Annotated in this window: 23 protein-coding genes; 11 read left to right on the top strand and 12 right to left on the bottom strand. The window is 59.9% G+C overall.

All coding sequences use genetic code 11. The features are described 5' to 3' along the window. Positions 1 to 25 precede the first annotated feature (25 nt). Both olsB and ACIP66_RS07515 read left to right on the top strand, forming a co-directional pair. Positions 26 to 736: an L-ornithine N(alpha)-acyltransferase gene (olsB, locus tag ACIP66_RS07510; protein WP_400646790.1), complete on the top strand. Its 711-nt coding sequence runs from the start codon at positions 26 to 28 to the stop codon at positions 734 to 736. Further along, a complete protein-coding gene (locus ACIP66_RS07515; protein ID WP_400646733.1) occupies positions 736 to 1530 on the top strand; it encodes a lysophospholipid acyltransferase family protein in 795 nt (264 codons plus the stop codon). The genes olsB and ACIP66_RS07515 overlap by 1 nt, the downstream gene beginning before the upstream one ends. Positions 1531 to 1753: 223 nt before the next feature. Here ACIP66_RS07515 and ACIP66_RS07520 read toward each other — a convergent pair whose 3' ends face one another. Continuing rightward, the gene (locus ACIP66_RS07520) at positions 1754 to 2338 is read right to left on the bottom strand and encodes an ACP phosphodiesterase (RefSeq protein WP_400646736.1); all 585 of its coding nucleotides are present in this window, start codon (positions 2336 to 2338) and stop codon (positions 1754 to 1756) included. Positions 2339 to 2506: 168 nt separating this feature from the next. On the opposite strand from ACIP66_RS07520, the gene ACIP66_RS07525 reads away from it, so the two are divergent. The 4 genes from ACIP66_RS07525 (at position 2507) to ACIP66_RS07540 (ending at position 5919) form a co-directional block, all read left to right on the top strand. Next, on the top strand, positions 2507 to 2809 hold the full coding sequence (locus ACIP66_RS07525) for a helix-turn-helix transcriptional regulator (RefSeq protein ID WP_016771327.1): 303 nt from the start codon (positions 2507 to 2509) through the stop codon (positions 2807 to 2809). Between the two features lie 34 nt (positions 2810 to 2843). Continuing rightward, entirely contained in the window at positions 2844 to 4010 is a 1167-nt protein-coding gene (locus tag ACIP66_RS07530; protein WP_400646739.1) for an MFS transporter, read from the top strand. Between the two features lie 30 nt (positions 4011 to 4040). Continuing rightward, positions 4041 to 5090 (top strand): alkene reductase, encoded by a 1050-nt coding sequence (locus tag ACIP66_RS07535; RefSeq protein WP_053117895.1) that lies wholly within the window; start codon positions 4041 to 4043, stop codon positions 5088 to 5090. 160 nt (positions 5091 to 5250) lie between these two features. Continuing rightward, positions 5251 to 5919 carry a hypothetical protein gene (locus ACIP66_RS07540; protein ID WP_400646742.1) on the top strand — a complete coding sequence of 223 codons (669 nt, stop codon included), beginning with the start codon at positions 5251 to 5253 and terminating at the stop codon, positions 5917 to 5919. Positions 5920 to 6173: 254 nt separating this feature from the next. Here ACIP66_RS07540 and emhR read toward each other — a convergent pair whose 3' ends face one another. Further along, positions 6174 to 6806: an efflux system transcriptional repressor EmhR gene (gene emhR, locus ACIP66_RS07545; RefSeq protein ID WP_053117891.1), complete on the bottom strand. Its 633-nt coding sequence runs from the start codon at positions 6804 to 6806 to the stop codon at positions 6174 to 6176. A gap of 266 nt (positions 6807 to 7072) precedes the next feature. Here emhR and ACIP66_RS07550 point away from each other — a divergent pair, with 266 nt between their 5' ends. The 5 genes from ACIP66_RS07550 to ACIP66_RS07570 all read left to right on the top strand — a co-directional run bounded on the left by ACIP66_RS07550 (position 7073) and on the right by ACIP66_RS07570 (position 15595). Then, positions 7073 to 8230 carry an efflux RND transporter periplasmic adaptor subunit gene (locus ACIP66_RS07550; RefSeq protein ID WP_053117889.1) on the top strand — a complete coding sequence of 386 codons (1158 nt, stop codon included), beginning with the start codon at positions 7073 to 7075 and terminating at the stop codon, positions 8228 to 8230. A 3-nt stretch (positions 8231 to 8233) separates the two neighbouring features. Then, complete coding sequence (emhB, locus tag ACIP66_RS07555; protein ID WP_400646744.1) at positions 8234 to 11386, top strand: efflux RND transporter permease subunit EmhB; 3153 nt, start codon at positions 8234 to 8236, stop codon at positions 11384 to 11386. Then, positions 11383 to 12843, top strand: coding sequence for an efflux RND transporter outer membrane subunit EmhC (gene emhC / locus ACIP66_RS07560; protein ID WP_053117884.1), 1461 nt, complete (start codon positions 11383 to 11385; stop codon positions 12841 to 12843). Before emhB ends, emhC begins: the two co-directional genes overlap by 4 nt. A 373-nt stretch (positions 12844 to 13216) precedes the next feature. Then, complete coding sequence (locus ACIP66_RS07565; RefSeq protein ID WP_400646748.1) at positions 13217 to 14476, top strand: OprD family porin; 1260 nt, start codon at positions 13217 to 13219, stop codon at positions 14474 to 14476. Between the two features lie 309 nt (positions 14477 to 14785). Then, on the top strand, positions 14786 to 15595 hold the full coding sequence (locus ACIP66_RS07570) for a methyltransferase domain-containing protein (protein ID WP_400646750.1): 810 nt from the start codon (positions 14786 to 14788) through the stop codon (positions 15593 to 15595). 95 nt (positions 15596 to 15690) lie between these two features. On the opposite strand, the gene pcaC is transcribed toward ACIP66_RS07570, so the two are convergent. From pcaC to ACIP66_RS07620, 10 genes are all read right to left on the bottom strand, one after another. Next, positions 15691 to 16083, bottom strand: a complete 393-nt coding sequence (pcaC, locus tag ACIP66_RS07575) for a 4-carboxymuconolactone decarboxylase (RefSeq protein ID WP_025110738.1) — start codon at positions 16081 to 16083, stop codon at positions 15691 to 15693. Positions 16084 to 16096: 13 nt separating this feature from the next. Further along, complete coding sequence (gene pcaD, locus ACIP66_RS07580; protein WP_400646753.1) at positions 16097 to 16885, bottom strand: 3-oxoadipate enol-lactonase; 789 nt, start codon at positions 16883 to 16885, stop codon at positions 16097 to 16099. 12 nt (positions 16886 to 16897) lie between these two features. After that, positions 16898 to 18262 (bottom strand): 3-carboxy-cis,cis-muconate cycloisomerase, encoded by a 1365-nt coding sequence (locus tag ACIP66_RS07585; RefSeq protein WP_400646756.1) that lies wholly within the window; start codon positions 18260 to 18262, stop codon positions 16898 to 16900. A 45-nt stretch (positions 18263 to 18307) separates the two neighbouring features. Next, positions 18308 to 19603: an MFS family transporter gene (locus ACIP66_RS07590; protein WP_053117871.1), complete on the bottom strand. Its 1296-nt coding sequence runs from the start codon at positions 19601 to 19603 to the stop codon at positions 18308 to 18310. 263 nt (positions 19604 to 19866) lie between these two features. Then, positions 19867 to 20433: a protocatechuate 3,4-dioxygenase subunit alpha gene (gene pcaG / locus ACIP66_RS07595; protein ID WP_400646759.1), complete on the bottom strand. Its 567-nt coding sequence runs from the start codon at positions 20431 to 20433 to the stop codon at positions 19867 to 19869. Between the two features lies 1 nt (position 20434). Next, complete coding sequence (gene pcaH, locus ACIP66_RS07600) at positions 20435 to 21139, bottom strand: protocatechuate 3,4-dioxygenase subunit beta (protein ID WP_053117867.1); 705 nt, start codon at positions 21137 to 21139, stop codon at positions 20435 to 20437. Positions 21140 to 21175: 36 nt separating this feature from the next. Next, entirely contained in the window at positions 21176 to 22381 is a 1206-nt protein-coding gene (pcaF, locus tag ACIP66_RS07605) for a 3-oxoadipyl-CoA thiolase (RefSeq protein ID WP_178124221.1), read from the bottom strand. Beyond that, on the bottom strand, positions 22378 to 23157 hold the full coding sequence (locus tag ACIP66_RS07610) for a CoA-transferase subunit beta (protein WP_400646763.1): 780 nt from the start codon (positions 23155 to 23157) through the stop codon (positions 22378 to 22380). Before ACIP66_RS07610 ends, pcaF begins: the two co-directional genes overlap by 4 nt. After that, positions 23157 to 24014 carry a CoA transferase subunit A gene (locus ACIP66_RS07615; RefSeq protein WP_053117863.1) on the bottom strand — a complete coding sequence of 286 codons (858 nt, stop codon included), beginning with the start codon at positions 24012 to 24014 and terminating at the stop codon, positions 23157 to 23159. Before ACIP66_RS07615 ends, ACIP66_RS07610 begins: the two co-directional genes overlap by 1 nt. A 273-nt stretch (positions 24015 to 24287) precedes the next feature. Beyond that, positions 24288 to 25634 carry an MFS transporter gene (locus tag ACIP66_RS07620; protein WP_400646765.1) on the bottom strand — a complete coding sequence of 449 codons (1347 nt, stop codon included), beginning with the start codon at positions 25632 to 25634 and terminating at the stop codon, positions 24288 to 24290. Between the last annotated feature and the right edge of the window lie 102 nt (positions 25635 to 25736).

Consider the following 25736-nt stretch of genomic DNA (forward strand, 5'->3'; position numbering starts at 1 on the left):
GAGCGACACCGGCAATGAACGCCGCCTGCAAGCCGAACGCCTGATCGGCGCCGAGGCCTTGCAGCAAGCCCAGGCCCTGCGATTCAACGTGTTCAGCGGCGAATTCAACGCCAAGCTGAAAGGCGCGGAACTGGGTCTGGACATGGATGATTATGATGTTCACTGCAGCCACATCGGCGTGCGCGATTTGAACACCGGCCGTTTGGTGGCGACCACGCGTTTACTCGATCACACCGCCGCCAGCAGCCTCGGCAAGTTCTACAGCGAAGAAGAATTCAGACTGCACGGCCTCGCGCATCTGCAAGGCCCGATCCTCGAAATCGGCCGCACCTGCGTCGACCCGGCGTACCGCAATGGCGGCACCATCGCCGTGTTGTGGGGCGAGTTGGCCGAGGTGTTGAATCAGGGCGGCTACAGCTATCTGATGGGCTGCGCGAGCATCCCGATGCAGGACGGCGGCGTGCAGGCGCACGCGATCATGCAGCGTCTGCGCGAACGTTATCTGTGCACCGAACACCTGCGCGCCGAGCCGAAAAAACCGCTGCCGACGCTGGATATTCCATCGAACGTGATCGCGGAAATGCCGCCGCTGCTCAAGGCCTACATGCGTCTGGGCGCGAAGATCTGCGGCGAGCCATGCTGGGACGAAGATTTCCAGGTCGCCGACGTGTTCATCCTGCTCAAGCGCGACGAACTCTGCCCGCGCTACGCCAAGCACTTCAAGGCGGCCGTGTGATGAGCCGGTTGCGGGTGTACGCGCGGATTGCGCGAGTGCTGATCGTGGTGACACTGGGGCTGACCATGGCCGGTGTCTTCGGCATTTTTGAACGGATTGGTCTGGCGCATTCGATGGAACGTCGCCAGCGTTGGTCGCGCTTTTTCATGGCGCGCTTGGGCAATGCCCTGCCCTTTCGCGTGACCGTGCACGGCGAGCTGCCGAAGCAGCCGATGTTGTGGGTGAGCAATCATGTGTCGTGGACGGATATTCCGCTGCTCGGCATGCTCACGCCGCTGTCGTTTCTGTCCAAGGCTGAAGTGCGCACCTGGCCGGTCGCCGGTTGGCTCGCGGCGAAGGCTGGCAGTCTGTTTATCCGTCGCGGTTCGGGCGACAGCCAGTTGATTCGCAAGCAAATGACCCGTCACCTGCAAACCGCGCATCCGTTGCTGATGTTCCCGGAAGGCACCACCACGGATGGCCGCTCGCTGCGCACCTTTCACGGTCGCTTGCTGTCGGCGGCGATTGATTCGGAGGTGATGCTGCAACCGGTGGCGATTCGTTATCTGCGCGACGGCGAAATCGATGCGCTGGCGCCGTTTATTGGTGACGATGATTTGCTGTCGCACTTGATGCGTTTGTTCAGCAATGATTGCGGCGACGTTGAAGTGCACCTGCTCAAGCCGATTGCCTGTCAGGGGCGCGAGCGTGCGGCGCTGGCGTTTGAAGCGCAGCAGGCGGTGCAGAAGGTGTTGTTTGGTGAGGTGGCGAAACCTGCCGAACCGCGTCGCACCGGCGACCTGATCGCCGCTTGAAAAGCAAAAGATCGCAGCCTTCGGCAGCTCCTACACCGATCCTTGTAGGAGCTGCCGAAGGCTGCGATCTTTTGATCTTGCTTAATCCCGCAACCCAGCAAAATCCTGGAGAACTGCCTGAAACACAAATCCCCTGTAGGAGTGAGCCTGCTCGCGATAGCGGTACATCAGGCAACATCAACGTGACTGACCCACCGCTATCGCGAGCAGGCTCACTCCTACATTAGATATTCGGTGTCTGGGGGTTTTGGGCGAAGTCCTGGAGATGTGGGTAGAACAATCTGAAGTCTTCACTCAACGGCTCATACAACCGCCGCAACTCCTGCATCGCCCCCGCCAGTTCCTCGGGCCGGCTCAACCGCCGCGAGATCCCGCGCAACACCTGTTCCAGCACTTCAAATTCCTGATACGAACCCAACCAGTCATTGGCGACCATGTGCGGCGCAATCTTCGCCAGTCGCTCGGGCAATTCCCGCTCGTGAGTCAGCACCCGATACACATCAGCCGTGAAAACCTCCAGCGGCTGATCGGCATACAACGTCCAATCCCGCGCCAGACAATGATCAAAAAACACATCAAGCACGATCCCGGCATAACGCCGCCGCGTTTCGGTAAACCGCCCCAACGCGACATCCACCAAGGGATGGCGATCGGTAAACACGTCAATCCGTCGATGCAGCTGAATCGCCGCTTCCACCTCCGGCGCAAACTGCCCTTGCAGCCGCCCTTTGACGAAGTCGCCATACAGGCTGCCGAGTAATTGCCCGGGGCGCTGGCCACCGAGGTGCAAATGTGCGAGATAGTTCATGAGCGCAGCTTAGCACCGCGCCCTGCAATCGACACCTCACCATATCGTTATAACCCGATATACCGATTTAAGAGGTCATCAGACCGAAATCATATTGGTATATCGCGAAATACCAATTTAAAGTTCGCCTCATCGCGATATTGCGTTGTACACAACCGAGCCCCTGCCATGAACCTTGACCTCGACGAAATAATAAAAGCCCTGGCGCACCCAGTACGGCGAGACATCCTCAACTGGCTGAAAGACCCGAAAGGCGAATTCCCGGAACAGTTGCACAACCACGAGTACGGCATTTGCGCCGGGCAGATCGATCAGCGCTGTGGCCTGTCGCAGTCGACCGTTTCTGCCCACCTCGCGACGTTGCAACGCGCTGGGCTGATCAGCAGCCAGAAGGCCGGGCAGTGGCACTTTTTCAAACGTAACGAGGACGTGATCCAGGCGTTCCTCAGCACCCTCAGTAAAGAGCTCTGACCCTTAACGTCAGCCAGCCGACAAGGAAACCCGCATGCCCCTCTCGCTACTCATCCTCGCCTTGAGCGCCTTTGCCATCGGCACCACCGAATTCGTCATCATGGGCCTGTTGCCCGATGTGGCGGCCGACCTCGGTGTGTCGATCCCCGGCGCCGGCTGGCTGGTGACTGGTTACGCCTTGGGCGTGGCCATCGGTGCGCCGTTCATGGCACTGGCCACCGCCAAACTGCCGCGCAAGGCGGCACTGGTCGCATTGATGGGCATCTTTATTGTCGGCAACCTGCTCTGCGCCATCGCCAGTGACTACAACGTGTTGATGTTCGCCCGTGTAGTCACGGCCCTCTGCCACGGCGCTTTCTTCGGTATCGGTTCGGTCGTTGCCGCCAATCTGGTGCCGGCCAACAAACGCGCTTCCGCCGTCGCATTGATGTTCACAGGTCTGACGCTGGCCAACGTGCTTGGCGTTCCACTGGGCACTGCGCTGGGTCAGCAATACGGCTGGCGCTCGACTTTCTGGGCGGTGACCGTGATTGGCGTGATCGCGCTGATCGGCCTGATCCGCTTCCTGCCGGCCAAGCGCGACGAAGAAAAACTCGACATGCGCGCCGAACTCGCCGCCCTCAAAGGTGCGGGCATCTGGCTGTCGCTGAGCATGACCGCGCTGTTCGCCGCGTCCGTCTTCACCGTGTTCACTTATGTGGCTCCGCTGCTTGGCGAAGTCACCGGCGTCTCGCCGCGTGGCGTGACCTGGACGCTGATGTTGATCGGCCTCGGTCTGACTGTCGGCAACATCATCGGCGGCAAACTCGCCGACAAAGGCATGGCCGCCACGTTGATCGGCGTGTTCATCGCCATGGCGGTGATCTCCACCGTGCTGACCTGGACCAGCGTCGCGCTGATTCCGTCTGAAATCACCCTGTTCCTTTGGGCTGTCGCCTGCTTCGCCGCCGTGCCGGCCCTGCAAGTCAACGTGGTGACCTTCGGCAAAGCCGCACCGAACCTGGTGTCGACCCTGAACATCGGCGCTTTCAACGTCGGCAACGCCCTCGGCGCCTGGGTCGGCGGCAGCGTCATCGCCCACGGTTACGGCCTGACCAGCGTGCCGCTCGCCGGCGGTGCCCTCGCGGTACTGGCGCTGTTGGTGACCCTGATTACTTTCCGCCAGAACGGCAATGCCGATCTGGCCCCCGCGACTCACTGATTAACTTTCACTTTTACGAGGGTTGTAGACATGGCAACTATTTTTGATCCCATCAAACTCGGCGACGTCGAACTGGCCAACCGCATCATCATGGCCCCGCTGACCCGCTGCCGCGCCGATGAAGGCCGCGTACCGAACGCGCTGATGGCTGAATATTATGTACAGCGCGCTTCCGCCGGCCTGATCCTCAGCGAAGCCACTTCGGTAACGCCAATGGGCGTGGGCTATCCGGACACCCCGGGCATCTGGTCCAACGACCAAGTGCGCGGCTGGTCCAATGTGACCAAAGCCATTCACGGCGCTGGCGGCAAGATCTTCCTGCAACTGTGGCACGTCGGCCGCGTCTCCCATCCGTCGTACCTCAACGGTGAAGCGCCGGTCGCCCCGAGCGCCATCCAGCCAAAAGGTCACGTCAGCCTGGTTCGTCCAATGGCCGACTACCCGACTCCGCGCGCACTGGAAACCGCTGAAATCGCCGACATCGTCGACGCCTACCGCACCGGTGCCGAGAACGCCAAAGCCGCCGGTTTTGACGGCGTGGAAATCCACGGCGCCAACGGTTACCTGCTCGACCAGTTCCTGCAAAGCAGCACCAACCAGCGCACCGATAACTACGGCGGCTCCCTGGAAAACCGTGCGCGCCTGTTGCTGGAAGTGACTGACGCTGCGATCGAAGTCTGGGGCGCTGGCCGCGTCGGTGTGCACCTGGCACCACGCGCCGACTCCCATGACATGGGCGACGACAACCTCGCCGAAACCTTCACCTACGTCGCGCGTGAGCTGGGCAAGCGCGGTATCGCGTTCATCTGCTCCCGTGAGAAAGAAGGCGCCGACAGTCTCGGCCCGCAACTGAAAGAAGCTTTCGGTGGCCCGTACATCGCCAACGAACGCTTCACCAAGGACAGCGCCAACGCGTGGCTGGCGAGTGGCAAGGCTGACGCTGTGGCGTTTGGCGTGCCGTTTATTGCCAACCCGGATCTGCCGGCGCGTTTGCAGGCTGATGCGCCGTTGAATGAAGCGCGTCCGGAGTTGTTCTACGCTAAGGGGCCGGTCGGTTACATCGACTATCCGACGTTGTAAGTAATATCGTCAAAGCCCAAAAGCCCCGACTCGAAAGAGCCGGGGCTTTTTATTGAATTAACGTCTTACATTACGAAATCAACCATTACACAGCTAACAGGAAAGTTTGAAAAATGCCTGATATTTTCTATCACTCAAATCAACCAAAGGTGTTTGCATCATGGAAAACAACAGCCCGACAGAGACTTCGGAACAATCAACACTGGACAAATTAAACTCTTCTGAAGAATTGATTCAAAGCATCAACCACTTCTTCCAGTCTCTTTCCTTATCTTCAAGCTTTGAAGAATTATCCAACAACCTATCGGCCATCTTCGAGACCGAACAGAAAACAAGAAACCGTTTCAAGGAGCTCGTCAAAGAAACCCAACGGCAGGAGCTGGAAGACTGGAATGCAGTAAGCCGAATCAAATCCCACACCAGTGTCATCGTATACATCTATAACGGTGCCTACCGCACATTCAAGCTCACCGGTTCCAGCTGGGACACCAGCGAACATGATCTGGAAGATTATACAATCGAACCCTTCCAATACTCTTCGTTCATACTTCGCAGTGAAATACCTAAACGCATAGGCGGAAAATCGACGCGTTCGACAAAAGTAGATCATGATTTTACTTTTGCAAGCGAACATGAAACTTTTGAGTTCTCGACATCTTTAAAAATCAACAAGCCGTACGACCCGTTTAGTTTCAACCCACAGGAAGTACCTGATCGACGTCACAGCGCTGTCGTGCTAAATACCAGTCCAATCAAAGTAACATCCAGGATATCGCGACAGCAATCCGAAAAACCTTACAGCTACAGTGTGATCATCAGCATCAGTTAAAGCGGCCATAGTGTTTCAGTTCAATCCGGCCAAATGCCGCTTTCCAGAAATCCGGCCCGATAACCACCCGACCAGGTAAAGCGCACCCGTGATTAACGTGATCGAAACAAATTCCCTACAAAATACGTAGCCCGCTGGCTGTCATCGGAAAGCCTATACGTATATAAAAGCAGCCTGTTTTGCACCGCGCGGGTGAAAAACGGCGTTTTCGCCCGCGCCAATTGACATAAGCTGTGCTAATTACGCATTTTGTTTCATTTGCGCAGGCTAGGGCTCAGGCGCAGCATATCCAACCCTGTATCGACCCAACGCTCGGCCTCGGCATGCAGCTCAAAGCTGTCCGGTGCCAGAAGCCATCCGTACAGGAGGCCATCAATATAGGCATGAATGCTGATGGCCGCGCGGGCAGTGTCGAGATCTTCCGGCAACTGACCGCGATTCACCGCATTACGCAGGGTCAGCCCGATGCGATCGTTGCATTCGAGGCTGGCCGTCCGGCGCTGCTGGCGCAAATCGCACATTTCATCGGTGAATTCGCACTTATGAAACAGAATTTCGTTGATACGCCGGGTTTTCGGGTCCAGTGCAATTTGATGAAACAAATGAATCAACAGCTTGCGCATGCAGCCCAGCGGGTCGAGTTCGTCCTCGCTTTCACTGGCCTTGGCCAGTTCATCCAGCGTTTCGTGCAGGGTGTCGAGCATGGCCTGAAGCAGGTCGGCTTTATTGCTGAAATGCCAATAAATAGCGCCACGCGTGACGCCGGCAAGGGTCGCGATGTCCGCCAGCGTCGTACGAGCGACGCCCCTTTCATAAAAGGCTTTCTCCGCCGCTTCCAGAATCTGGCTGCGGGTTTCCTGAGCTTCCTCTTTGGTACGACGGACCATGGCAGTAAAACCTCAAACAGGATGTTTCAGGGATGGCTGAATATCCGCTGAATAAAGAGGGGGTGATCTCTCGCGGATCGGCTCCCCGGCCTACAATTTCTTACCTTGCGACGACTTTTGTAACAGGGTGGGTACGACGCCAAGGTGTTTACAAACAACCATGAACGTAAGTATATTCCTTAGCAAGCTACTTATCCACCCGGTACCCTTTTTTTACCCTTCCACACTTCTTGTGCGCTTTTTGCGCGCCTGACCCGAGGATTTTCATGCAATTCAAGCCAGCTGTTACCGCTCTGGTCACTGCCGTCGCCCTGGCATCGCTGCTCAGCGGATGTAAAAAGGAAGAAGCGGCACCGGCCGCTCCGCCCCCTCAGGTCGGCGTCGTTACCCTGCAACCACAAGCCTTTACCCTCACCTCGGAACTGCCGGGCCGCACCAGCGCGTTCCGCGTTGCCGAAGTTCGACCACAGGTCAACGGCATCATTCTCAAGCGTCTGTTCAAGGAAGGTGGCGACGTCAAAGCCGGCCAGCAGCTGTATCAGATCGATCCCGCCGTGTACGAAGCGACCCTGAAAAGCGCCGAAGCCAACCTGCGTTCGACCAAGTCGATCTCCGATCGCTACAAGCAGCTGGTCGATGAACAAGCCGTCAGCCGTCAGGAATACGACACCGCCGTGTCCAACCGCATGGAATCGGAAGCGTCGCTGCAGAGCGCGCAGATCAACGTGCGTTACACCAAGGTGTACGCGCCGATCTCCGGCCGTATCGGTCGCTCTTCGGTCACCGAAGGTGCACTGGTCAACAATGGCCAGACCGATGCGATGGCAACGATCCAGCAGCTGGATCCGATTTACGTCGACGTGACCCAGTCCTCGGTTGAATTGCTGGAACTGCGCCGCGAGCTGGAAAGCGGTCGTCTGCAAAAATCCGGCGAGAACTCGGCAGCGGTCAAACTGACCCTGGAAGACGGCAGCCAGTACAAGCTCGACGGTAAGCTGGAATTCTCCGAAGTCTCGGTCGACCCGACTACCGGTTCCGTGACCCTGCGCGCCGTGTTCCCGAACCCGGATCACACCCTGCTACCGGGCATGTTCGTCCGTGCTCAATTGCAGGCCGGTGTTAACGCTGCAGCGATTCTGGCACCGCAACAAGGCGTGACCCGCGACCTCAAAGGCACCCCGACCGCACTGGTGGTTGGCGCCGACAACAAGGTCGAGCTGCGTCAGCTCAAGGCCAGCCGCACCGTCGGTAGCCAGTGGCTGATCGAAGACGGCCTGAAAGCCGGCGATCGTCTGATCACCGAAGGCCTGCAATACGTTCGTCCGGGCGTGCAAGTGAACCCGACCGAAGCCACCAACGTAGCGAAAAAGAACCCGGCCCCCGCTCAGCCTGCTGACAAAGCCGCTGGCGGCAAAGGGGAGTAACTCATGTCAAAATTCTTCATCGACCGTCCGATTTTCGCCTGGGTAATTGCCCTGGTGATCATGCTGGTCGGGGCACTTTCGATCCTGAAATTGCCGATCAACCAGTACCCGAGCATTGCGCCACCGGCCATTGCGATCTCCGTGACCTACCCGGGCGCTTCGGCGCAAACCGTGCAGGACACCGTGGTTCAGGTGATCGAGCAGCAGCTCAACGGTATCGACAACCTGCGTTATGTGTCGTCGGAAAGTAACTCCGACGGCAGCATGACCATCACCGCGACCTTCGAGCAAGGCACCAACTCCGACACCGCGCAGGTTCAGGTTCAGAACAAGCTGAACCTGGCCACCCCGCTGTTGCCGCAGGAAGTGCAGCAACAAGGTATCCGTGTGACCAAGGCAGTGAAAAACTTCCTCTTGGTGATCGGCGTGGTATCGCGTGACGGCAGCATGACCAAGGACGACTTGTCCAACTACATCGTGTCGAACATGCAGGATCCGATCTCGCGTACCGCCGGTGTCGGTGACTTCCAGGTCTTCGGTGCCCAGTACGCGATGCGCATCTGGCTCGACCCGGCCAAGTTGAACAAGTACAACCTGACCCCGGGCGATGTCAGCACGGCGATTTCCGCGCAGAACGTCCAGGTCTCCTCCGGTCAGCTCGGCGGTTTGCCGGCGCTGCCTGGCCAGCAACTGAACGCCACGATCATCGGCAAGACCCGTCTGCAGACTGCCGAGCAGTTCAAGGCGATTCTGCTGAAGGTCAATCAGGACGGTTCGCAAGTTCGCATTGGTGACGTCGCCGATGTCGGTCTGGGTGGCGAAAACTCGACCATTTCGGCTCAGTTCAACGGCAAGCCGTCGTCCGGTCTGGCGGTGAAACTGGCCAACGGCGCCAACGCCCTCGACACCGCCAAAGCCCTGCGCAAGACGATTGACGAGCTCAAGCCGTTCTTCCCGGAAGGCATGGAAGTGGTGTTCCCGTACGACACCACCCCGGTGGTGACCGAGTCGATCAAGGGTGTGGTTGAAACCCTGGTCGAAGCGATCGTGCTGGTATTCCTGGTGATGTTCCTGTTCCTGCAAAACTTCCGCGCCACCGTCATCACCACGATGACCGTGCCGGTAGTATTGCTCGGTACTTTCGGCATCCTCGCGGCGTTCGGTTTCAGCATCAACACCCTGACCATGTTCGGTATGGTGTTGGCCATCGGCTTGCTGGTGGACGATGCCATCGTTGTGGTGGAAAACGTCGAGCGGGTGATGAGCGAAGAAGGCTTGTCACCGAAGGAAGCGACCAAAAAGTCCATGGGCCAGATCCAGGGCGCACTGGTCGGTATTGCGCTGGTGCTGTCGGCGGTACTGCTGCCGATGGCGTTCTTCAGCGGCTCCACCGGTGTGATCTACAAGCAGTTCTCGATCACCATCGTCTCGGCCATGGCCCTGTCGGTATTGGTTGCGCTGATCTTCACCCCGGCGCTCTGCGCCACCATGCTCAAGGCGATTCCGAAAGGCGAGCACGGCACACCGAAAAAAGGCTTCTTTGGCTGGTTCAACCGTAACTTCGATCGTGGCGTTCGCAGCTACGAGCGCGGCGTTGGCAACATGCTGTCGCGCAAAGCCCCGTACCTGCTGGCGTACCTGCTGATCGTGGTTGGCATGATCTGGCTGTTCACGCGCATTCCGACCGCGTTCCTGCCGGAAGAAGACCAGGGCGTACTGTTCGCCCAGGTGCAAACCCCGGCCGGTTCCAGTGCTGAACGTACCCAAGTCGTCATCGACGAAATGCGTTCCTACCTGCTGGAGAAAGAGTCCGGTGCGGTGGCCTCGGTGTTCACCGTGAACGGCTTCAACTTCGCCGGTCGTGGGCAGAGCTCGGGTCTGGCGTTCATCATGCTTAAACCGTGGGACGAGCGTGACGCCAGCAACAGCGTGTTTGCCCTCGCCCAGCGTGCGCAGCAGCACTTCTTCACCTTCCGCGACGCGATGGTGTTTGCTTTCGCCCCGCCAGCGGTACTGGAGTTGGGTAACGCCACCGGTTTCGACGTGTTCCTGCAAGACCGTGCCGGTATCGGTCACGACAAGTTGATGGAAGCGCGTAACCAGTTCCTCGGTCTGGCCGCGCAGAGCAAGGTGCTCTACCAGGTACGTCCGAACGGCCTGAACGACGAGCCGCAATACCACCTGGAAATTGATGACGAGAAAGCCCGCGCCCTGGGTGTGAGCATTTCCGACATCAACAGCACCCTGTCGATTTCCTTCGGTAGTAGCTACGTCAACGACTTCATCGACCGTGGTCGGGTGAAGAAGGTGTACGTGCAAGGTCAGGCTGGTGCTCGCATGAGCCCCGAAGACATGAAGAAATGGTACGTGCGCAACAGCGCCGGGACCATGGTGCCGTTCTCCGCATTCGCCAAGGGCGAGTGGATCTACGGTTCGCCGAAGCTGGCGCGTTACAACGGTGTAGAAGCGATGGAGATCCTCGGTTCTCCGGCGCCGGGTTACTCCACCGGTGATGCGATGGCCGAAGTCGAAGCGATCGCCAAGAAGCTGCCGGCGGGTGTCGGTATCTCCTGGACCGGTCTGTCGTATGAAGAACGTCTGTCCGGTTCGCAAGCGCCAGCGCTGTACGCCCTGTCGCTGCTGATGGTGTTCCTGTGTCTGGCGGCGCTGTACGAGAGCTGGTCGATTCCGATCGCCGTTATGCTCGTGGTGCCGCTGGGGATCATCGGTGCGCTGCTGGCCACCAGCCTGCGCGGTCTGTCCAACGACGTGTACTTCCAGGTGGGTCTGTTGACGACGATTGGTCTGGCGGCTAAAAACGCCATTCTGATCGTCGAGTTTGCCAAGGAACTGCATGAACAAGGGCGTAGCCTGCGTGATGCGGCGATCGAAGCCTGCCGCATGCGTCTGCGACCGATCATCATGACGTCGCTGGCCTTCGTCCTCGGTGTTGTACCGTTGGCGATCTCTACCGGTGCCGGTTCGGGCAGCCAACACGCGATCGGTACCGGCGTAATTGGCGGTATGCTCACAGCCACGATCCTGGCGGTCTTCTGGGTTCCACTGTTCTTCGTTACGGTTTCGTCCATCGGCCAGCGTAAAATCGCCGATCCAGATGACGAAGCTAAAGAAACTCCTAAAGAGGCTGGCCAATGAGCAAGTCGCTACTCTCCATCGCAGTCGCCGCCTTCGTGCTGAGCGGTTGCTCGCTGATACCTGATTATCAGCAGCCTGAGGCTCCGGTCGCAGGCCAGTACCCGCAAGGGCCGGCGTACTCGCCGGCCCAGGCACCGGCGCAAGCCGCTGCCGAGCAGGGCTGGAAGCAGTTTTTCCACGACCCTGCCCTGCAACAGCTGATCCAGGTGTCGCTGGAAAACAACCGCGACCTGCGTGTCGCGGCACTGAACATCGACGCTTACGCGGCTCAATACCGTATTCAGCGTGCTGACTTGTACCCGGCGATTTCGGCCAATGGCTCCGGCAGCCGTCAACGTCTTCCGGAGCGCGCTTCGCAGACCGGCGAGTCGATGATCAGCAGCTCGTACTCGGCCACCGTTGGCATCAGCGCCTACGAACTCGACCTGTTCGGTCGCGTTCGCAGCCTGAGCGAGCAAGCGCTGCAACAATACTTCGCCACGGAAGAAGCGCGTCGCAGCACCCAGATCAGTCTGGTCGCCAGCGTCGCCAATGCTTATCTGACCTGGCAAGCGGACAAGGAACTGCTCAAGCTGACCCAAGACACCCTCGGTGCCTTTGAAGAAAGCTACAAGCTGACCAGCCGCAGCAACGAAGTCGGTGTCGCTTCGGCACTGGATCTGGCGCAGTCGCGTACCTCGGTGGAAAACGCCCGTGCGCAACTGGCGCGCTACACCCGCCAGGTCGCTCAGGATGAAAACAGCCTGACCCTGCTGCTCGGCACCGGTATCCCGGCCAACCTGCAAGCGGCCAAACCGCTGTCGGATGATCTGCTCAGCGACGTACCGCCGGGTCTGCCATCGGATCTGCTGCAACGTCGTCCGGACATTCTGCAAGCCGAGCACAACCTGAAAGCGGCCAACGCCAACATCGGCGCGGCCCGTGCAGCGTTCTTCCCGAGCATCAGCCTGACCGCCAACGCGGGCACCCTGAGCCCGGATCTGTCCGGTCTGTTCAAGGGTGGTTCGGGCACGTGGCTGTTCTCGCCGCAGATCAACCTGCCGATCTTCAACGCCGGCAGCCTGCGCGCCAGCCTCGACTACGCCAAGATCCAGAAGGACATTGGCGTGGCGAACTACGAGAAGTCGATTCAAACCGCCTTCCAGGAAGTCGCCGACGGCCTGGCCGCCCGCCAGACCTACACCGAGCAGCTGCAAGCGCAGCGTGACTTCGTTCAGGCCAACCAGGATTACTACCGCCTGGCCGAGCGTCGTTACCGCATCGGTGTCGACAGCAACCTGACCTTCCTCGATGCCCAGCGTCAGTTGTTCAGCGCGCAACAAGCGCTGATCACCGACCGCCTCGCGCAGCTGACCAGTGCGGTCAACCTGTACAAGGCTTTGGGTGGCGGCTGGAATTCGCAAACCGCGAAGAACGAGCCGGTGAAAGAAGAAGCGCCGAAGATGAGATTGTTCTGATCATCTGCTGAACACAAGAAGCCCACCGATTGGTGGGCTTTTTGTTGCCTGAAGATCAAAAGATCGCAGCCTTCGGCAGCTCCTGCATTTGAAATGCGATCCCCTGTAGGAGCTGCCGAAGGCTGCGATCATTTGATCTTCAATGCTGTTCGATAATCGCCCAAAACCCGCTTTTACCAATTGAATCAAAACATCCGCCCCCCGCACCATTCGAGCCACAAAACCAATAACAACAGGTTCGCCACATGCTCCCACGCCCTGCTCCGTCCGGCTGATCGCCGCCGCTCCGCCCCCTGAACTCATCGCATTTCTGCGCCACAAAAACGGCCGCAGCGCATTCCGTTTGCCTCAAAAAAACAAGAGAGACCCAGCTATGACCACCTCCCCTGCGCCCTACGCATTTCCCGGCCTGATCGCCCTGGCCCTGGCGGGTGCCGCCCTCCCCGTCGCGGCTGAAGAAGCGGGGTTTATTGAAGGGGCCAAGGTCAACCTCAACCTGCGCAACTTCTACATCAACCGCAACTTCACCAACCCGACCAAGGCGCAGGGCAAGGCTGAAGAGTGGACGCAGAACTTCATCCTCGACGCCAAATCCGGCTTCACCCAAGGCACCGTCGGCTTCGGCATGGACGTGCTGGGTTTGTATTCGTTGAAACTCGATGGCGGCAAAGGCACGGGCGGAACGCAGTTGTTGCCGCTGGATCACGACGGGCGCCCGGCGGATAACTTCGGGCGCACCAACGTCGCGTTCAAGGCCAAATTTTCCCAGACCGAAGTGAAGGTCGGCGAATGGATGCCAGTGCTGCCGATCCTGCGTTCGGACGACGGTCGCTCGCTGCCGCAAACCTTTCGTGGCGGCCAGATCACCTCGAAAGAAATCGACGGCCTGACCCTCTACGGCGGCCAGTTCCGCGCCAACAGCCCGCGCGACGACAGCAGCATGAGCGACATGTCGATGACCGGCAAAGCGGCGTTCACCTCGGATCGATTCAACTTTCAGGGCGGCGAATATGTGTTCAATGACAAGCGCACCCAGATCGGCTTATGGAACGCTGAACTCAAGGACATCTACAGCCAGCAATACGTCAACCTGACGCACAGCCAACCGCTGGGCGACTGGACGCTGGGCGCCAACCTCGGTTTCTTCTACGGCAAGGACGACGGCAGCGCGCGCGCCGGCGATCTCGACAACAAGACCTGGTCGGGGATGTTCTCGGCCCGATACGGCGGCAACACCTTCTACGTCGGCCTGCAAAAACTCACCGGCGACAGCGCGTGGATGCGGGTCAACGGCACCAGCGGCGGCACGCTGGCCAACGACAGTTACAACGCCAGTTATGACAACGCGCAGGAACGCTCGTGGCAGCTGCGCCACGACTACAACTTCGCCGCGTTGGGCGTGCCCGGCCTGACCCTGATGAACCGCTACATCAGCGGCGACAACGTACACACCGGCACCATCACTGACGGCAAGGAATGGGGCCGCGAATCGGAACTGGGCTACACCGTGCAGAGCGGCACGCTCAAGGATCTCAACGTCAGATGGCGCAACTCGACCATGCGCCGGGATTTCAGCAATAACGAATTCGATGAGAATCGTTTGATCGTCAGTTACCCGATCAGCCTCCTCTAGACACCGATCCAACCCTGATGGCGTTGGATCTGATCCCTGCGGCCTCTGTAGGAGCTGCCGAAGGCTGCGATCTTTTGATGTTGTTTTTAAGATCAAGATCAAAAGATCGCAGCCTGCGGCAGCTCCTACAGGGATTTGTGCCATTGGTCTGGATGAGTGGTGATTTGCCGGCCGGCAGGTAAAGTTAAAAAACCTGAAGGACTCAGGTGTACGCCCCTTCCCACTTCCGTTATCTGTTGATGTTGGTCCCCTAAAGACTTGAGCCAGGCTGTCATCGGAAGACACTGTTGATCACCAGAGGACGACCTCATGATCACCCGACTCAAAGAAGCAGCACCTGACTGGAACGCCAAGGCGTACCAGCAGTTTTCCCGCCTCAGGCAACGCCCGGTCAATGAATTGCTCGACCGTGTCGACCTGCACCATCCCAAACGTATGGTTGACCTCGGTTGCGGCACCGGCATCGCCACCCGCTTGTTGGCTGAGCGCTGGCCGCAGGCGCACTTGCTGGGCATCGACAGTTCAGCGCAAATGCTCGACGAGGCCCGCCGCTTGCCGATCAACGCCTCATGGCAACAGTGCGACCTGCTCGACTGGCAGCCTGAACAACCGGCGGATCTGCTGTTTGCCGCCGCCGTGCTGCACTTTATTGATGGTCATGAAACGCTGCTGCCGCGCCTGCTCGGCCAGCTCAACGCCGGCGGTTGCCTGGCCGCGCATATGCCGGACTGGCGCGATGCGTTGTGGTATCGGCTGATGCTGGAAACCCTCGAAGACGGCGGTGTCGGCGGCACGCCATTGGGCACGGCGGAACTGCGCCAGCGTATGGCGGCGCGGCCGTTGTTGGCGCTGGAGGATTACTACCGTTTGCTGGCGCCGTTGACCACATCGCTGGATATCTGGGAGACCGAGCAGTTGCAGGTGGTCGACGGCAAATCGCCGGTGTATGACTGGGTGAAGGTCTCGGCGCTGCGGCCGGTGATGCAGGCGCTGGATTCAGCGGAGCAGGCGCGGTTTATTTATCACTATCTGATGCGGGTGCATGCGCAGTATCCGCAGGAGGCGGATGGGCATACGTTGTTTGCGTTCAAGCGGATATTTATTGTCGCCAGGGTTTGAAGAGCAAAAGATCGCAGCCTTCGGCAGCTCCTACAGGGGAACGCATTCCAAATGTAGGAGCTGCCGAAGGCTGCGATCTTTTTCGGTTTCAGCCGTCACTCGCGGGATTCAACCCCTAACTCATCCCACACCGATTCCGCCAAATGAAACGTCGCATTCGCCGCCGGAATCCCGCAGTAAATCGCGCTCTGCATGATCACTTCCTTGATCTCGCCGCGGCTCACGCCATTATTCGCCGCCGCGCGCAAATGCAGTTTCAGCTCGCCTTCGCGGTTCATGCCGATCAGCATGGCGATGGTAATCAAACTGCGCGTGTGCCGAGGCAAGCCCGGACGCGTCCAGATATCGCCCCAGGCATGCCGGGTGATCATCTCCTGAAATTCCGAGTTGAACTCGGTCAGCGTGGTCAGGCTGCGATCGACATGCGCATCGCCCAACACCGCGCGGCGCACTTGCATGCCGTCGTCGTAACGTTGTTTCTCGTCCACGAAAATCCCCTTGTCAGGCGTTTAGAAACGCCAATACGCGATCACTGAAATCAGCACCGGCCTGCACGTTCGACAGGTGCGCCGCATAGAACTCGGCGTACTCGGCACCGCGCACGTGCTCCTGAATGAAGTGCCCACCGGCCGGCGGCGTCACCGCATCTTCGGTGCCGGCAATCACCAGCAACGGCACATTGATCGAAGCCAGTTGCTCGCGGAAATCGGCATCACGCACCGCCGCGCAGTTGGCCGCGTAACCCTCAGGCGAGGTGGCCGCGAGCATGTCGGTAATCTGCTTGGCTGCGGCCGGATGTGCAGCGGAAAAATCCGGGGTAAACCAGCGAGCAATGGATGCATCGCGCAGAGCAACCATCGCCGCCGCGCCATCACGCAGCACGGTTTCGATGCGCGGATTCCACACCGATGGATCACCGATTTTGGCTGCCGTGTTGCAGACGATCAGCTTGTGCAGACGATGCCCGGCATTGATCCCCAGCCACTGGCCGATCAGGCCGCCCATCGACAGTCCGCAGAAATGCGCGCGATCGATGTGCAGCGCATCCAGCAGACCAAGTACGTCGTGACCCAGTTGCTCGATGCTGTACGGCCCCGGCGTCACCAGTGATTTGCCGTGACCACGGGTGTCGAAACGCAGCACGCGGAAATGCTCGGTGAACGCCGGCATCTGCACGTCCCACATGTGCAGATCGGTGCCCAGCGAGTTGGACAGCACCAGCACCGGCGCATCGACCGGGCCTTCTATTTGATAGTGCAGTTCGCCATCGGCGAGTTGAACGAAAGCCACAGCCCTCTCCTTTCAGACAGACAACGCGTTGTGTTCGGCCACCGCACGCTCGACCCAGGTATTTGCCTGGCCGAGGTAATGGGCGGGGTTCAGAAGATGATCGAGTTCAGCGCTGCTCAATTCGGCGGTGACTTGCGGTTCGTCACCGAGTACGGCGCGCAAATGACGCTGCTCGGCCACCGCGCGTTTGCAGCATTGTTCGAGCAGATGATGCGCGGTGTCGCGGCCAACCCGTTGCGCGAGGACGATGCTCACCGCTTCGGCGAGCACCAGCCCTTGGGTCAGTTCGAGGTTGCGCGCCATGCGCTCAGCGTCGACTTCCAGACCCTCAGCGAGCAATTTCGCCTGTTGCAGCGAACCGGAAACCAGGCAGCAGATTTCCGGCAAGGTTTCCCATTCGGCATGCCACAAACCGAGGCTGCGTTCGTGCTCCTGCGGCATCGCGCTGAACAGCGTCGAGACCAGACCCGGCACACGCGTCGCCGCACCGATCAACACCGCTGCGCCAACCGGATTGCGTTTGTGCGGCATGGTCGACGAACCGCCCTTGCCCGGCGCTGAAGGCTCGAACACCTCAGCGGCTTCGGTCTGCATCAACAGGCTGATGTCGCGGCCGAATTTGCCGAGGCTGCCGGCGATCAAACCGAGCACCGCGCCGAACTCCACCACGCGATCGCGCTGGGTATGCCACGGTTGTTCCGGCAAGGTCAGTTGCAGTTCTTCGGCCAGCGCCTCGGCAATCGGCATCGCCTGCTCACCCAACGCCGCGAGCGTCCCCGAGGCGCCGCCAAATTGCAGCACCAGCAGACGCGGTTTGAGTTCGCGCAGACGCTGACGGCTGCGAGTCACGGCGCCCAGCCATCCGGCGATTTTCATGCCGAGGGTAACCGGCGTCGCATGTTGCAGCCAGGTGCGTCCGGCCAGCGGCGTCGCAGCATGACGTTGCGCCTGACTGGCGAGCGAATCGGCCAATTGCGCCAGATCACTTTCAATCAATTCCAGCGCCTGACGCAATTGCAGCACCAGCCCGGAATCCATCACGTCCTGACTGGTCGCGCCCAAATGCACATAACGCTCGGCTTCTGCATCGGTCGCGGCAATCTGTTTGCCCAACGCCTTGACCAGCGGAATCGCCGAATTACCCGCCGTGGCAATCGCCTCGCCCAGTGCCGCGAAGTCATACAGACCGGCGCTGCAAGCCGCCGCAATCGGCGCCACCGCAGTGGACGGAATCAAGCCGACCCGCGCCTCGGCCCGGGCCAGCGCCGCTTCGAAGTCGAGCATCGCCTGCACGCGGCCCTGATCGCAGAACACCTCACGCATATCGCGGGCAGTGAAGTAGGCATCGAACAATTGATTGCCCGGTCGCTGAGTCATAAAAATCCTTGCCGGCGCGGGCCATCACGGCCCGCGCGCATCAGGTTAGAGATCGTGGTGCAAATACGCCGCTTGTTTTGGCAAGCGCAGACTGAACAGGAACGCGATCGCCATCATCGCCGTCACGTACCAGTAGAAGGAGTTTTCCATGCCGATGTTCTTCAGGCTCAGGGCGACGAATTCCGCCGAACCGCCGAAGATCGCATTCGCCACCGCGTACGCCAGACCAACGCCGAGGGCGCGGACTTCCGGCGGGAACATTTCGGCTTTCACCAGACCGCTGATCGAGGTGTAGAAACTGACGATCGCCAGCGCAACGGTGATCAACACAAACGCCAGAAACGGACTGCTGACGCTCTTCAGGCTCAACAGAATCGGCACGGTGAACAGCGTGCCGAGCGCGCCGAACCAGAGCATCGAATTACGTCGACCGATCTTGTCAGCGAGCATGCCGAACAGCGGCTGCATGCACATATACAAGAACAGCGCGCCGGTCATGATGTAGCTGGCGGTCTTGGCGTGCATGCCGGCGGTGTTCACCAGATATTTCTGCATGTACGTGGTGAAGGTGTAGAAAATCAGCGAGCCACCGGCGGTGTAACCGAGCACGGTGATGAACGCGGCTTTGTGATCGCGGAACAGCGCGCGGATGCTGCCGGCGTCTTTGTGTTCGCGGGTTTCCTTGTTGGTGGTTTCTTTCAGCGAGCGACGCAGGAACAGCGAAATCACCGCCGCAATTGCACCCACAACAAACGGAATCCGCCAGCCGTAAGCACGCAGATCTTCCTCGGTGAGGAACTGTTGCAGGATCACCACCAGCGACACCGCCAGCAGTTGCCCGCCGATCAAGGTCACGTACTGGAACGAGGCGAAAAATCCGCGCTGGCCCTTGAGCGCGACTTCGCTCATGTAGGTCGCGGTGGCGCCGTATTCCCCGCCGACCGACAGGCCTTGCAGCAGACGCGCGAACAGCAACAGGATCGGCGCCCAGACGCCAATGCTGTTGTAAGTGGGCAGGCAAGCGATCAGCAGCGAGCCAAAGCACATCATCAGAATCGAGATGAGCATGGATTTCTTGCGGCCGTGTTTGTCAGCGATCCGGCCGAAAATCCAGCCACCGATCGGACGCATCAGGAAGCCGGCAGCGAACACGCCAGCCGTGTTGACCAGTTGCACCGTCGGGTTATCGGAGGGGAAAAACGCCGGAGCGAAATAGATCGCGCAAAAGGCGTAGACGTAGAAGTCGAACCATTCGACAAGGTTGCCGGACGAGGCGCCGACAATGGCAAAGATGCGCTTGCTGCGCTCTTCGCCGGTGTAATGGGAGGTGGTCGTTGTCATTGTTTTTCACTCGATAGGGACAGTGAGAGTCTAGACATACTTTGCAACAGTCCCGTTCCACAAGGCGAAACATCAAAAGATCGCAGCCTTCGGCAGCTCCTACATGGGTCTGCATTCCCCTGTTGATCGTTCCCACGCTCTGCGTGGTAACGCATCCGGTGACGCTCCGCGTCACGGTGGACGCGGAGCGTCCATGGCGGCGTTCCCACGCAGAGCGTGGGAACGATCATGCAGGAGCTGCCGCAGGCTGCGATCTTTTGATCTTAATAATCGAAGAACACCGTCTCGGCATCAGTGCCCTGCAGAATCACATTCCACTGATAAACACCCGAGGCATCCTTCTTCGCCAGCAAGGTCGCGCGGCGTTCAGCCGGCACACATTCGAGCAACGGATCATCAACGTTGGCCGGCTCGCCTTCAAAGTAGATCCGCGTCAGCAAGTGCTTCACCAAGCCACGGGCAAACACCAACACCACCAAATGCGGCGCCTGGGTCGAGCCCTTCAGCCCTTCAACCGTGCCCGGTTTGATCGTGGTAAAGCGAAAGCGCCCTTCAGCATCCACCGGCACGCGGCCAAAGCCTTCGAAGTTCGGATCGAGCGCTTTGTCCTGCTCATCTTCCGGGTGGTCGTACTTGCCGGCAGCATTCGCCTGCCAGACTTCGAGCATGGCGTCGTTGACGACATCGCCGTTGCCATCCACCACTTGCCCGGTGATCGCCACGCGCTCGCCGAGGGTTTGTTCGACGGTGAGGTCTTCGCGGTTCAGCCAGGTCAGGCCGATGTGGTAATACGGCCCGACGGTGTGGGACGTGGTCGCAGTCAGCGTCATCTTATTTCTCCATCGGCGTGGCTTCACGCCCGCGCAGCACGATGTCCCAGCGATAACCGAGGGCGTAGGACGGAATGGTTTTTTCCAGATCGAAACTGGCGATCAAGCGTTCCTTGGCCGAAGTGTCCGGCACGCAGTTGTAGATCGGGTCGTAGGCCAGCAGCGGGTCACCCGGGAAGTACATCTGCGTGACCAGGCGCGTAAGAATGCTCGGCCCGAACAGCGAAAAGTGAATGTGCGCCGGGCGCCAGGCGTTGTGGTGGTTGCCCCACGGATAGGCGCCGGGTTTGATGGTCTGGAACTGATACCAGCCGTCGGCGTCGGTCACGGTGCGGCCGGTGCCGGTGAAGTTCGGGTCGAGCGGCGCGTCGTGCACGTCGCGCTTGTGGTTGTAGCGGCCGGCAGCGTTGGCCTGCCAGATTTCCACGAGAATCCCCGGCACCGGCAGACCGTTTTCGTCGAGCACGCGGCCGTGAATGATGATGCGTTCGCCTTGTGGCTCGCCTGCATGCTGGGCGGTCAGGTCGTTATCGGTGTCGCCTACACGTTCGGCGCCGATGGTCGGCCCGGTGATTTCCGACAGCGAATGCGGCAGAAACACCAACGGCTTCGACGGCGAGCGCAGGTTGGTGGATTGATAGGTCGGGTGCAGGTACTCAGGCTGAGTGCCTTCCTGCGGACGACGGTAACCAGGCTTGTCAGACATGTCGCTTTCCTCTGTTCTTTTTCGTCACGGCTTGCGTCAGACGCGTTCGATGGCCAGGGCCAGACCTTGGCCGACACCGACGCACATGGTCGCCAGACCTTTCTTGCCACCGGTCTTTTCCAACTGATGCAGTGCGGTCAACACCAGACGCGCACCGCTCATGCCCAACGGGTGACCGAGAGCAATCGCCCCACCGTTCGGGTTGACCTGCGCGGCATCATCCGCCAGACCCAATTCACGCAGCACCGCCAAGCCTTGGCTGGCAAACGCTTCATTGAGTTCGATCACGTCGAAATCACTGACCGCTACGCCGAGGCGCTCGATCAATTTGCGCACCGCTGGCACCGGGCCGATGCCCATTACGCGCGGCGCCACGCCGGCGCTGGCCATGCCGAGCACTTTGGCGCGGGCGGTCAGGCCATGTTTTTTCACAGCTTCGGCAGAAGCCAGAATCAGCGCCGCGGCACCGTCGTTGACGCCGGAGGCATTGCCGGCGGTGACGGTTTTGTCCGGGCCGTTGACCGGTTTCAATTTTGTCAGCGCTTCAATCGTGGTGTCGGCGCGCGGATGTTCATCCTGGCTGACCACGGTTTCACCCTTCTTGTGGGCAATCCGCACTTCGACGATTTCTTCAGCGAAAAATCCTGCAGCCTGCGCGGCGGCGGTGCGTTGCTGACTGCGCAAGGCGAAAGCGTCCTGATCGGCGCGCGAGACTTTATAGTCGTCGGCCACGTTGTCAGCGGTCTGCGGCATCGCGTCGACGCCGTATTGCGCCTTCATCAGCGGGTTGATGAAACGCCAGCCGATGGTGGTGTCTTCCAGTTTCATGTTGCGCGAGAACGCCGCATCAGCCTTGCCCATCACGAACGGTGCGCGGGACATCGACTCGACGCCGCCGGCAATCGCCAGCTCCATCTCGCCGCTGGCGATGGCGCGGAATGCCGTACCGATCGCGTCCATGCCCGAAGCGCACAGACGATTGAGGGTCACGCCCGGCACAGTTTCCGGCAGGCCGGCCAACAGCAGCGCCATGCGCGCAACGTTGCGGTTGTCTTCGCCAGCCTGGTTGGCGCAGCCGAGGAACACTTCGTCGATGGCGTTCCAGTCCACTGAAGGATTGCGTTCCATCAGGGCCTTGATCGGCACGGCGGCCAGGTCATCGGCGCGCACGGCGGACAGTCCGCCGCCGAAACGGCCGATCGGCGTGCGAATCGCGTCGCAGATATAAACGTCACGCATCATGCTTCTCCCGGTGCCTGACCGTGGGCGGCTGCGGTGCGCGCTTCGAGATCGCGCAGCGCGGTCAGTTCGACGTCAGTCGGCTCCGCGGTGGTTTCAACGCTGTCAGCAAAACGAATCGCCCAACCGGTGGCCGCGACCACTTGCTCGCGGGTCACGCCCGGGTGCAGTGCGGTGACCACGAATTCGTGGGTGCCCTCTTCCGGCTCCATGATGCACAGGTCGGTGATGATCCCGACCGGGCCGGCGCCCGGCAGGCCCAGACGTTTGCGCGAATCGCCGCCCTCGCCGTGACCGACCGAGGTGATGAAGTCGAGCTTGTCGACAAACGAACGCGCCGACTGTTTAAGGATGATCAACACGCTTTTCGCCGAGCCGGCAATTTCCGGCGCGCCACCGGCACCCGGCAGGCGTACTTTCGGCGAGAAGTAATCGCCGACCACGGTGGTGTTGATGTTGCCGAAACGGTCGACCTGCGCGGCGCCGAGAAAACCGACGTCGATGCGCCCGCCCTGCAACCAATAGCGAAAAATCTCACCGGTCGGGACGACGGTGTCGGCGGTTTCCGCCAGTTCGCCGTCACCGATGGACAGCGGCAGCACGCTCGGCTTGGCACCAATCGGGCCCGATTCGTAGATCAGCACCACGTCCGGCGACGAGGTCAGACGCGCGAGGTTGGCGGCTTTCGACGGCAGACCGATGCCGACGAAGCACACCGAGCCGTTCTTCAGGCGACGGGCCGCAGCGACGGTCATCATTTCATGGGTGGTGTAAGTCATTACTTGGCCTCCGAGGCAGCGGCCAACTTGGCCTGGAACTCGCTGAAGTCAGCGCAGCCATGGATGTATTCGTTGATCCACGCGGTAAACGTCTCACGGTCGCGGGCGATCGGATCCCACGCCTGATAGAAACGATTGTCGCGCTCGTTGTAACCGTGGGCGTAGGACGGATGTGCACCGCCGGGTACATGGCAGACTGCGCTCAAGGCCCAGGTCGGCAACACGCAGGAGTTCATTGGCGCGTTGAGGTTGTCGACGATTTCTTCGACGGTAACGATGCAGCGCTTGGCGGCCAGCGCGGCTTCTTTCTGCACGCCGAGAATGCCCCACAGCAGCACGTTGCCTTGGCGGTCGGCTTTCTGCGCGTGGATCACGGTCACGTCCGGGCGCACCGACGGCACGGCCGCCAACACTTCACCGGTGAACGGGCAGGTGACGGTTTTGATCAGTGGATTGACTTTTGGCAGGTCGGAACCGGCGTAGGCACGCAGCACCGCGAACGGTAGGCCGGAAGCGCCGGCGACGTAGGCATTCGCCAGGTCGGCGTGGCTGTGTTCTTCGATCTCCAGCGGCTGCGGCCATTGCTTCTCGACCGCGTCGCGCAGACGGTGCAGCGAACCCACGCCAGGGTTGCCGCCCCAGGAGAAAATCAGTTTGCGTGCGCAACCGGCGCCGATCAGTTGGTCGTAAATCAGGTCAGGCGTCATCCGCACCAGCGTCAGATCTTTCTTGCCCTGACGAATGATTTCATGACCTGCGGCCGTAGGGATCAAGTGAGTGAAGCCTTCGAGTGCGACGGTGTCGCCGTCGTTGACGAATTGCTTCACCGCGTCGTGCAGCGAAAGGATCTCAGCCATGGAGCGGGCTCCTGTTTTTGTAATGAATCGCCAGTGATAAAAAGGCGCGAGGTTCAGCGCCGGAGTCACTGCAGATTAAGCCTGGGAAAAGTGCCAAACAATCCGATAATCGACTGAGTGTTCGTTTATCGAACAGATTGTTGTTTGCCTAACAATCAAGAACAAAGGCTTCGCGAGCAAGCTCGCTCCCACATTTTGAAATGCATTCCAATGTGGGAGCGAGCTTGCTCGCGAAGGGGCCAGAACATTCAAAGGAGATTCTGACAGTAGTACTCAAGTGGCATCCGCATGACTGACCATGCCCTTGATCACCACCGCAGCCGTCGCCACCGCCGCCGGAATCACCAACGCCGTCAACACCTGCTCAAAATTCCAGCCCAAGCCCAACAACGTCGCGCCCATCCACGCCCCGAGAATCGCGCCAAAGCGGCCAATCCCCAGCATCCACGACACGCCGGTCGCCCGCCCCTGCGTCGGATAAAACCGCGCCGCCAGCGACGGCATTGCCGATTGCGCGCCGTTCACGCACATCCCCGCCACTAAAACCAAAGTCGCCAACAACGTAATGTTGCCCAGGCTCTGCCCCACCGCGTAGGCAAACACCCCGGCCAGCAGGTAGAAAATGCCGATGACCTTGTGCGGATTGAAGCGATCCATCGCCCATCCCACAGCGACCGCGCTCAATACCCCGACGAATTGGAACAGCGCACCGATGAACGCGGCTTGTTCCATGCTCGCGCCACTGTCACGCATCAGCGTCGGCAGCCAACTGGTCAACAGATAAACGATGACCAGCCCCATGAAGTAGGTCAGCCACAGCAGCAAGGTGCCGGTGCTGTAGGTGCCGGAGAAGATCACCGCGAACACGTTGCGTGCCTTCACGGTTTTTTGTTCCGGCACGCTGAAACTGGAGGCTTGGGCGACGGTGACCGGATCGATCGGCGCCAGGGTTTTGCGCACTTTGTCGGTGCCACGGTTACGGACGACAAGGTAGCGCGCCGATTCCGGCAGCCAGAACAGCAGCACCACCGCGAGGATCAGCGGCAAAATCCCGCCGATCAGCAGCAGACTGTGCCAGCCGAACGCCGGAATCAGCTTGGCGGAAATAAACCCGCCACCGGCCATGCCGAGGTTGAAACCGCAGAACATGCTGGTCACCAGCAGCGACTTCTTGCGTTCCGGGGTGTACTCCGACAGCAACGTGGTGGCATTGGGCATCCCCGCACCCAGACCGAGACCGGTCAGGAAGCGCAGCACCAGCAGTTGTTCAACGTTAGTGCTGTAGGCCGACGCCAGGCTGAAGGCACCGAACAGAATCACGGCGCCGACGAGTACGACTTTTCGCCCAAAGCGGTCAGCCAAAGGGCCGGAACCGAGTGCGCCGAAGACCATGCCGATCAACGCGGCGCTCATCACCGGGCCGAGGCTGGCGCGGTCGATGCCCCAGTCCTGCGACAACGCCGGGGCAATAAAGCCCATCGCGGCGGTGTCGAGGCCATCGAGAAATACAATCAGGAAACACAAGATCACCACCCGCCATTGATAGCGCGAGATCGGTTGGGCGTTGATGAAGGTCTGCACGTCGAGGCACTGACCCACAGCGGACTGAGGCTGGTTCATTATTTTTATCCACGCAAAAAACGCAGTCGAACGGCGGCCGGCCAGAGAGCGGCACGGTCACAAGAATAGAAGGTCTGGATCAGGCGTTGCGGTGAACCCGGC

This window comes from Pseudomonas sp. NPDC088429 (assembly GCF_044753305.1).
Taxonomy (GTDB): domain Bacteria; phylum Pseudomonadota; class Gammaproteobacteria; order Pseudomonadales; family Pseudomonadaceae; genus Aquipseudomonas; species Aquipseudomonas rustica.

Bases quoted from the DNA above. Each gene is read 5' to 3' on its own strand.
- ACIP66_RS07515 (WP_400646733.1), top strand. From the start codon at position 736: ATGAGCCGGTTGCGGGTGTACGCGCGGATTGCGCGAGTGCTGATCGTG.
- ACIP66_RS07520 (WP_400646736.1), bottom strand. From the start codon at position 2,338: ATGAACTATCTCGCACATTTGCACCTCGGTGGCCAGCGCCCCGGGCAA.
- ACIP66_RS07525 (WP_016771327.1), top strand. From the start codon at position 2,507: ATGAACCTTGACCTCGACGAAATAATAAAAGCCCTGGCGCACCCAGTA.
- ACIP66_RS07530 (WP_400646739.1), top strand. From the start codon at position 2,844: ATGCCCCTCTCGCTACTCATCCTCGCCTTGAGCGCCTTTGCCATCGGC.
- ACIP66_RS07535 (WP_053117895.1), top strand. From the start codon at position 4,041: ATGGCAACTATTTTTGATCCCATCAAACTCGGCGACGTCGAACTGGCC.
- ACIP66_RS07540 (WP_400646742.1), top strand. From the start codon at position 5,251: ATGGAAAACAACAGCCCGACAGAGACTTCGGAACAATCAACACTGGAC.
- emhR (WP_053117891.1), bottom strand. From the start codon at position 6,806: ATGGTCCGTCGTACCAAAGAGGAAGCTCAGGAAACCCGCAGCCAGATT.
- ACIP66_RS07550 (WP_053117889.1), top strand. From the start codon at position 7,073: ATGCAATTCAAGCCAGCTGTTACCGCTCTGGTCACTGCCGTCGCCCTG.
- emhB (WP_400646744.1), top strand. From the start codon at position 8,234: ATGTCAAAATTCTTCATCGACCGTCCGATTTTCGCCTGGGTAATTGCC.
- emhC (WP_053117884.1), top strand. From the start codon at position 11,383: ATGAGCAAGTCGCTACTCTCCATCGCAGTCGCCGCCTTCGTGCTGAGC.
- ACIP66_RS07565 (WP_400646748.1), top strand. From the start codon at position 13,217: ATGACCACCTCCCCTGCGCCCTACGCATTTCCCGGCCTGATCGCCCTG.
- ACIP66_RS07570 (WP_400646750.1), top strand. From the start codon at position 14,786: ATGATCACCCGACTCAAAGAAGCAGCACCTGACTGGAACGCCAAGGCG.
- ACIP66_RS07585 (WP_400646756.1), bottom strand. From the start codon at position 18,262: ATGACTCAGCGACCGGGCAATCAATTGTTCGATGCCTACTTCACTGCC.
- ACIP66_RS07590 (WP_053117871.1), bottom strand. From the start codon at position 19,603: ATGACAACGACCACCTCCCATTACACCGGCGAAGAGCGCAGCAAGCGC.
- pcaG (WP_400646759.1), bottom strand. From the start codon at position 20,433: ATGACGCTGACTGCGACCACGTCCCACACCGTCGGGCCGTATTACCAC.
- pcaH (WP_053117867.1), bottom strand. From the start codon at position 21,139: ATGTCTGACAAGCCTGGTTACCGTCGTCCGCAGGAAGGCACTCAGCCT.
- pcaF (WP_178124221.1), bottom strand. From the start codon at position 22,381: ATGATGCGTGACGTTTATATCTGCGACGCGATTCGCACGCCGATCGGC.
- ACIP66_RS07610 (WP_400646763.1), bottom strand. From the start codon at position 23,157: ATGACTTACACCACCCATGAAATGATGACCGTCGCTGCGGCCCGTCGC.
- ACIP66_RS07615 (WP_053117863.1), bottom strand. From the start codon at position 24,014: ATGGCTGAGATCCTTTCGCTGCACGACGCGGTGAAGCAATTCGTCAAC.
- ACIP66_RS07620 (WP_400646765.1), bottom strand. From the start codon at position 25,634: ATGAACCAGCCTCAGTCCGCTGTGGGTCAGTGCCTCGACGTGCAGACC.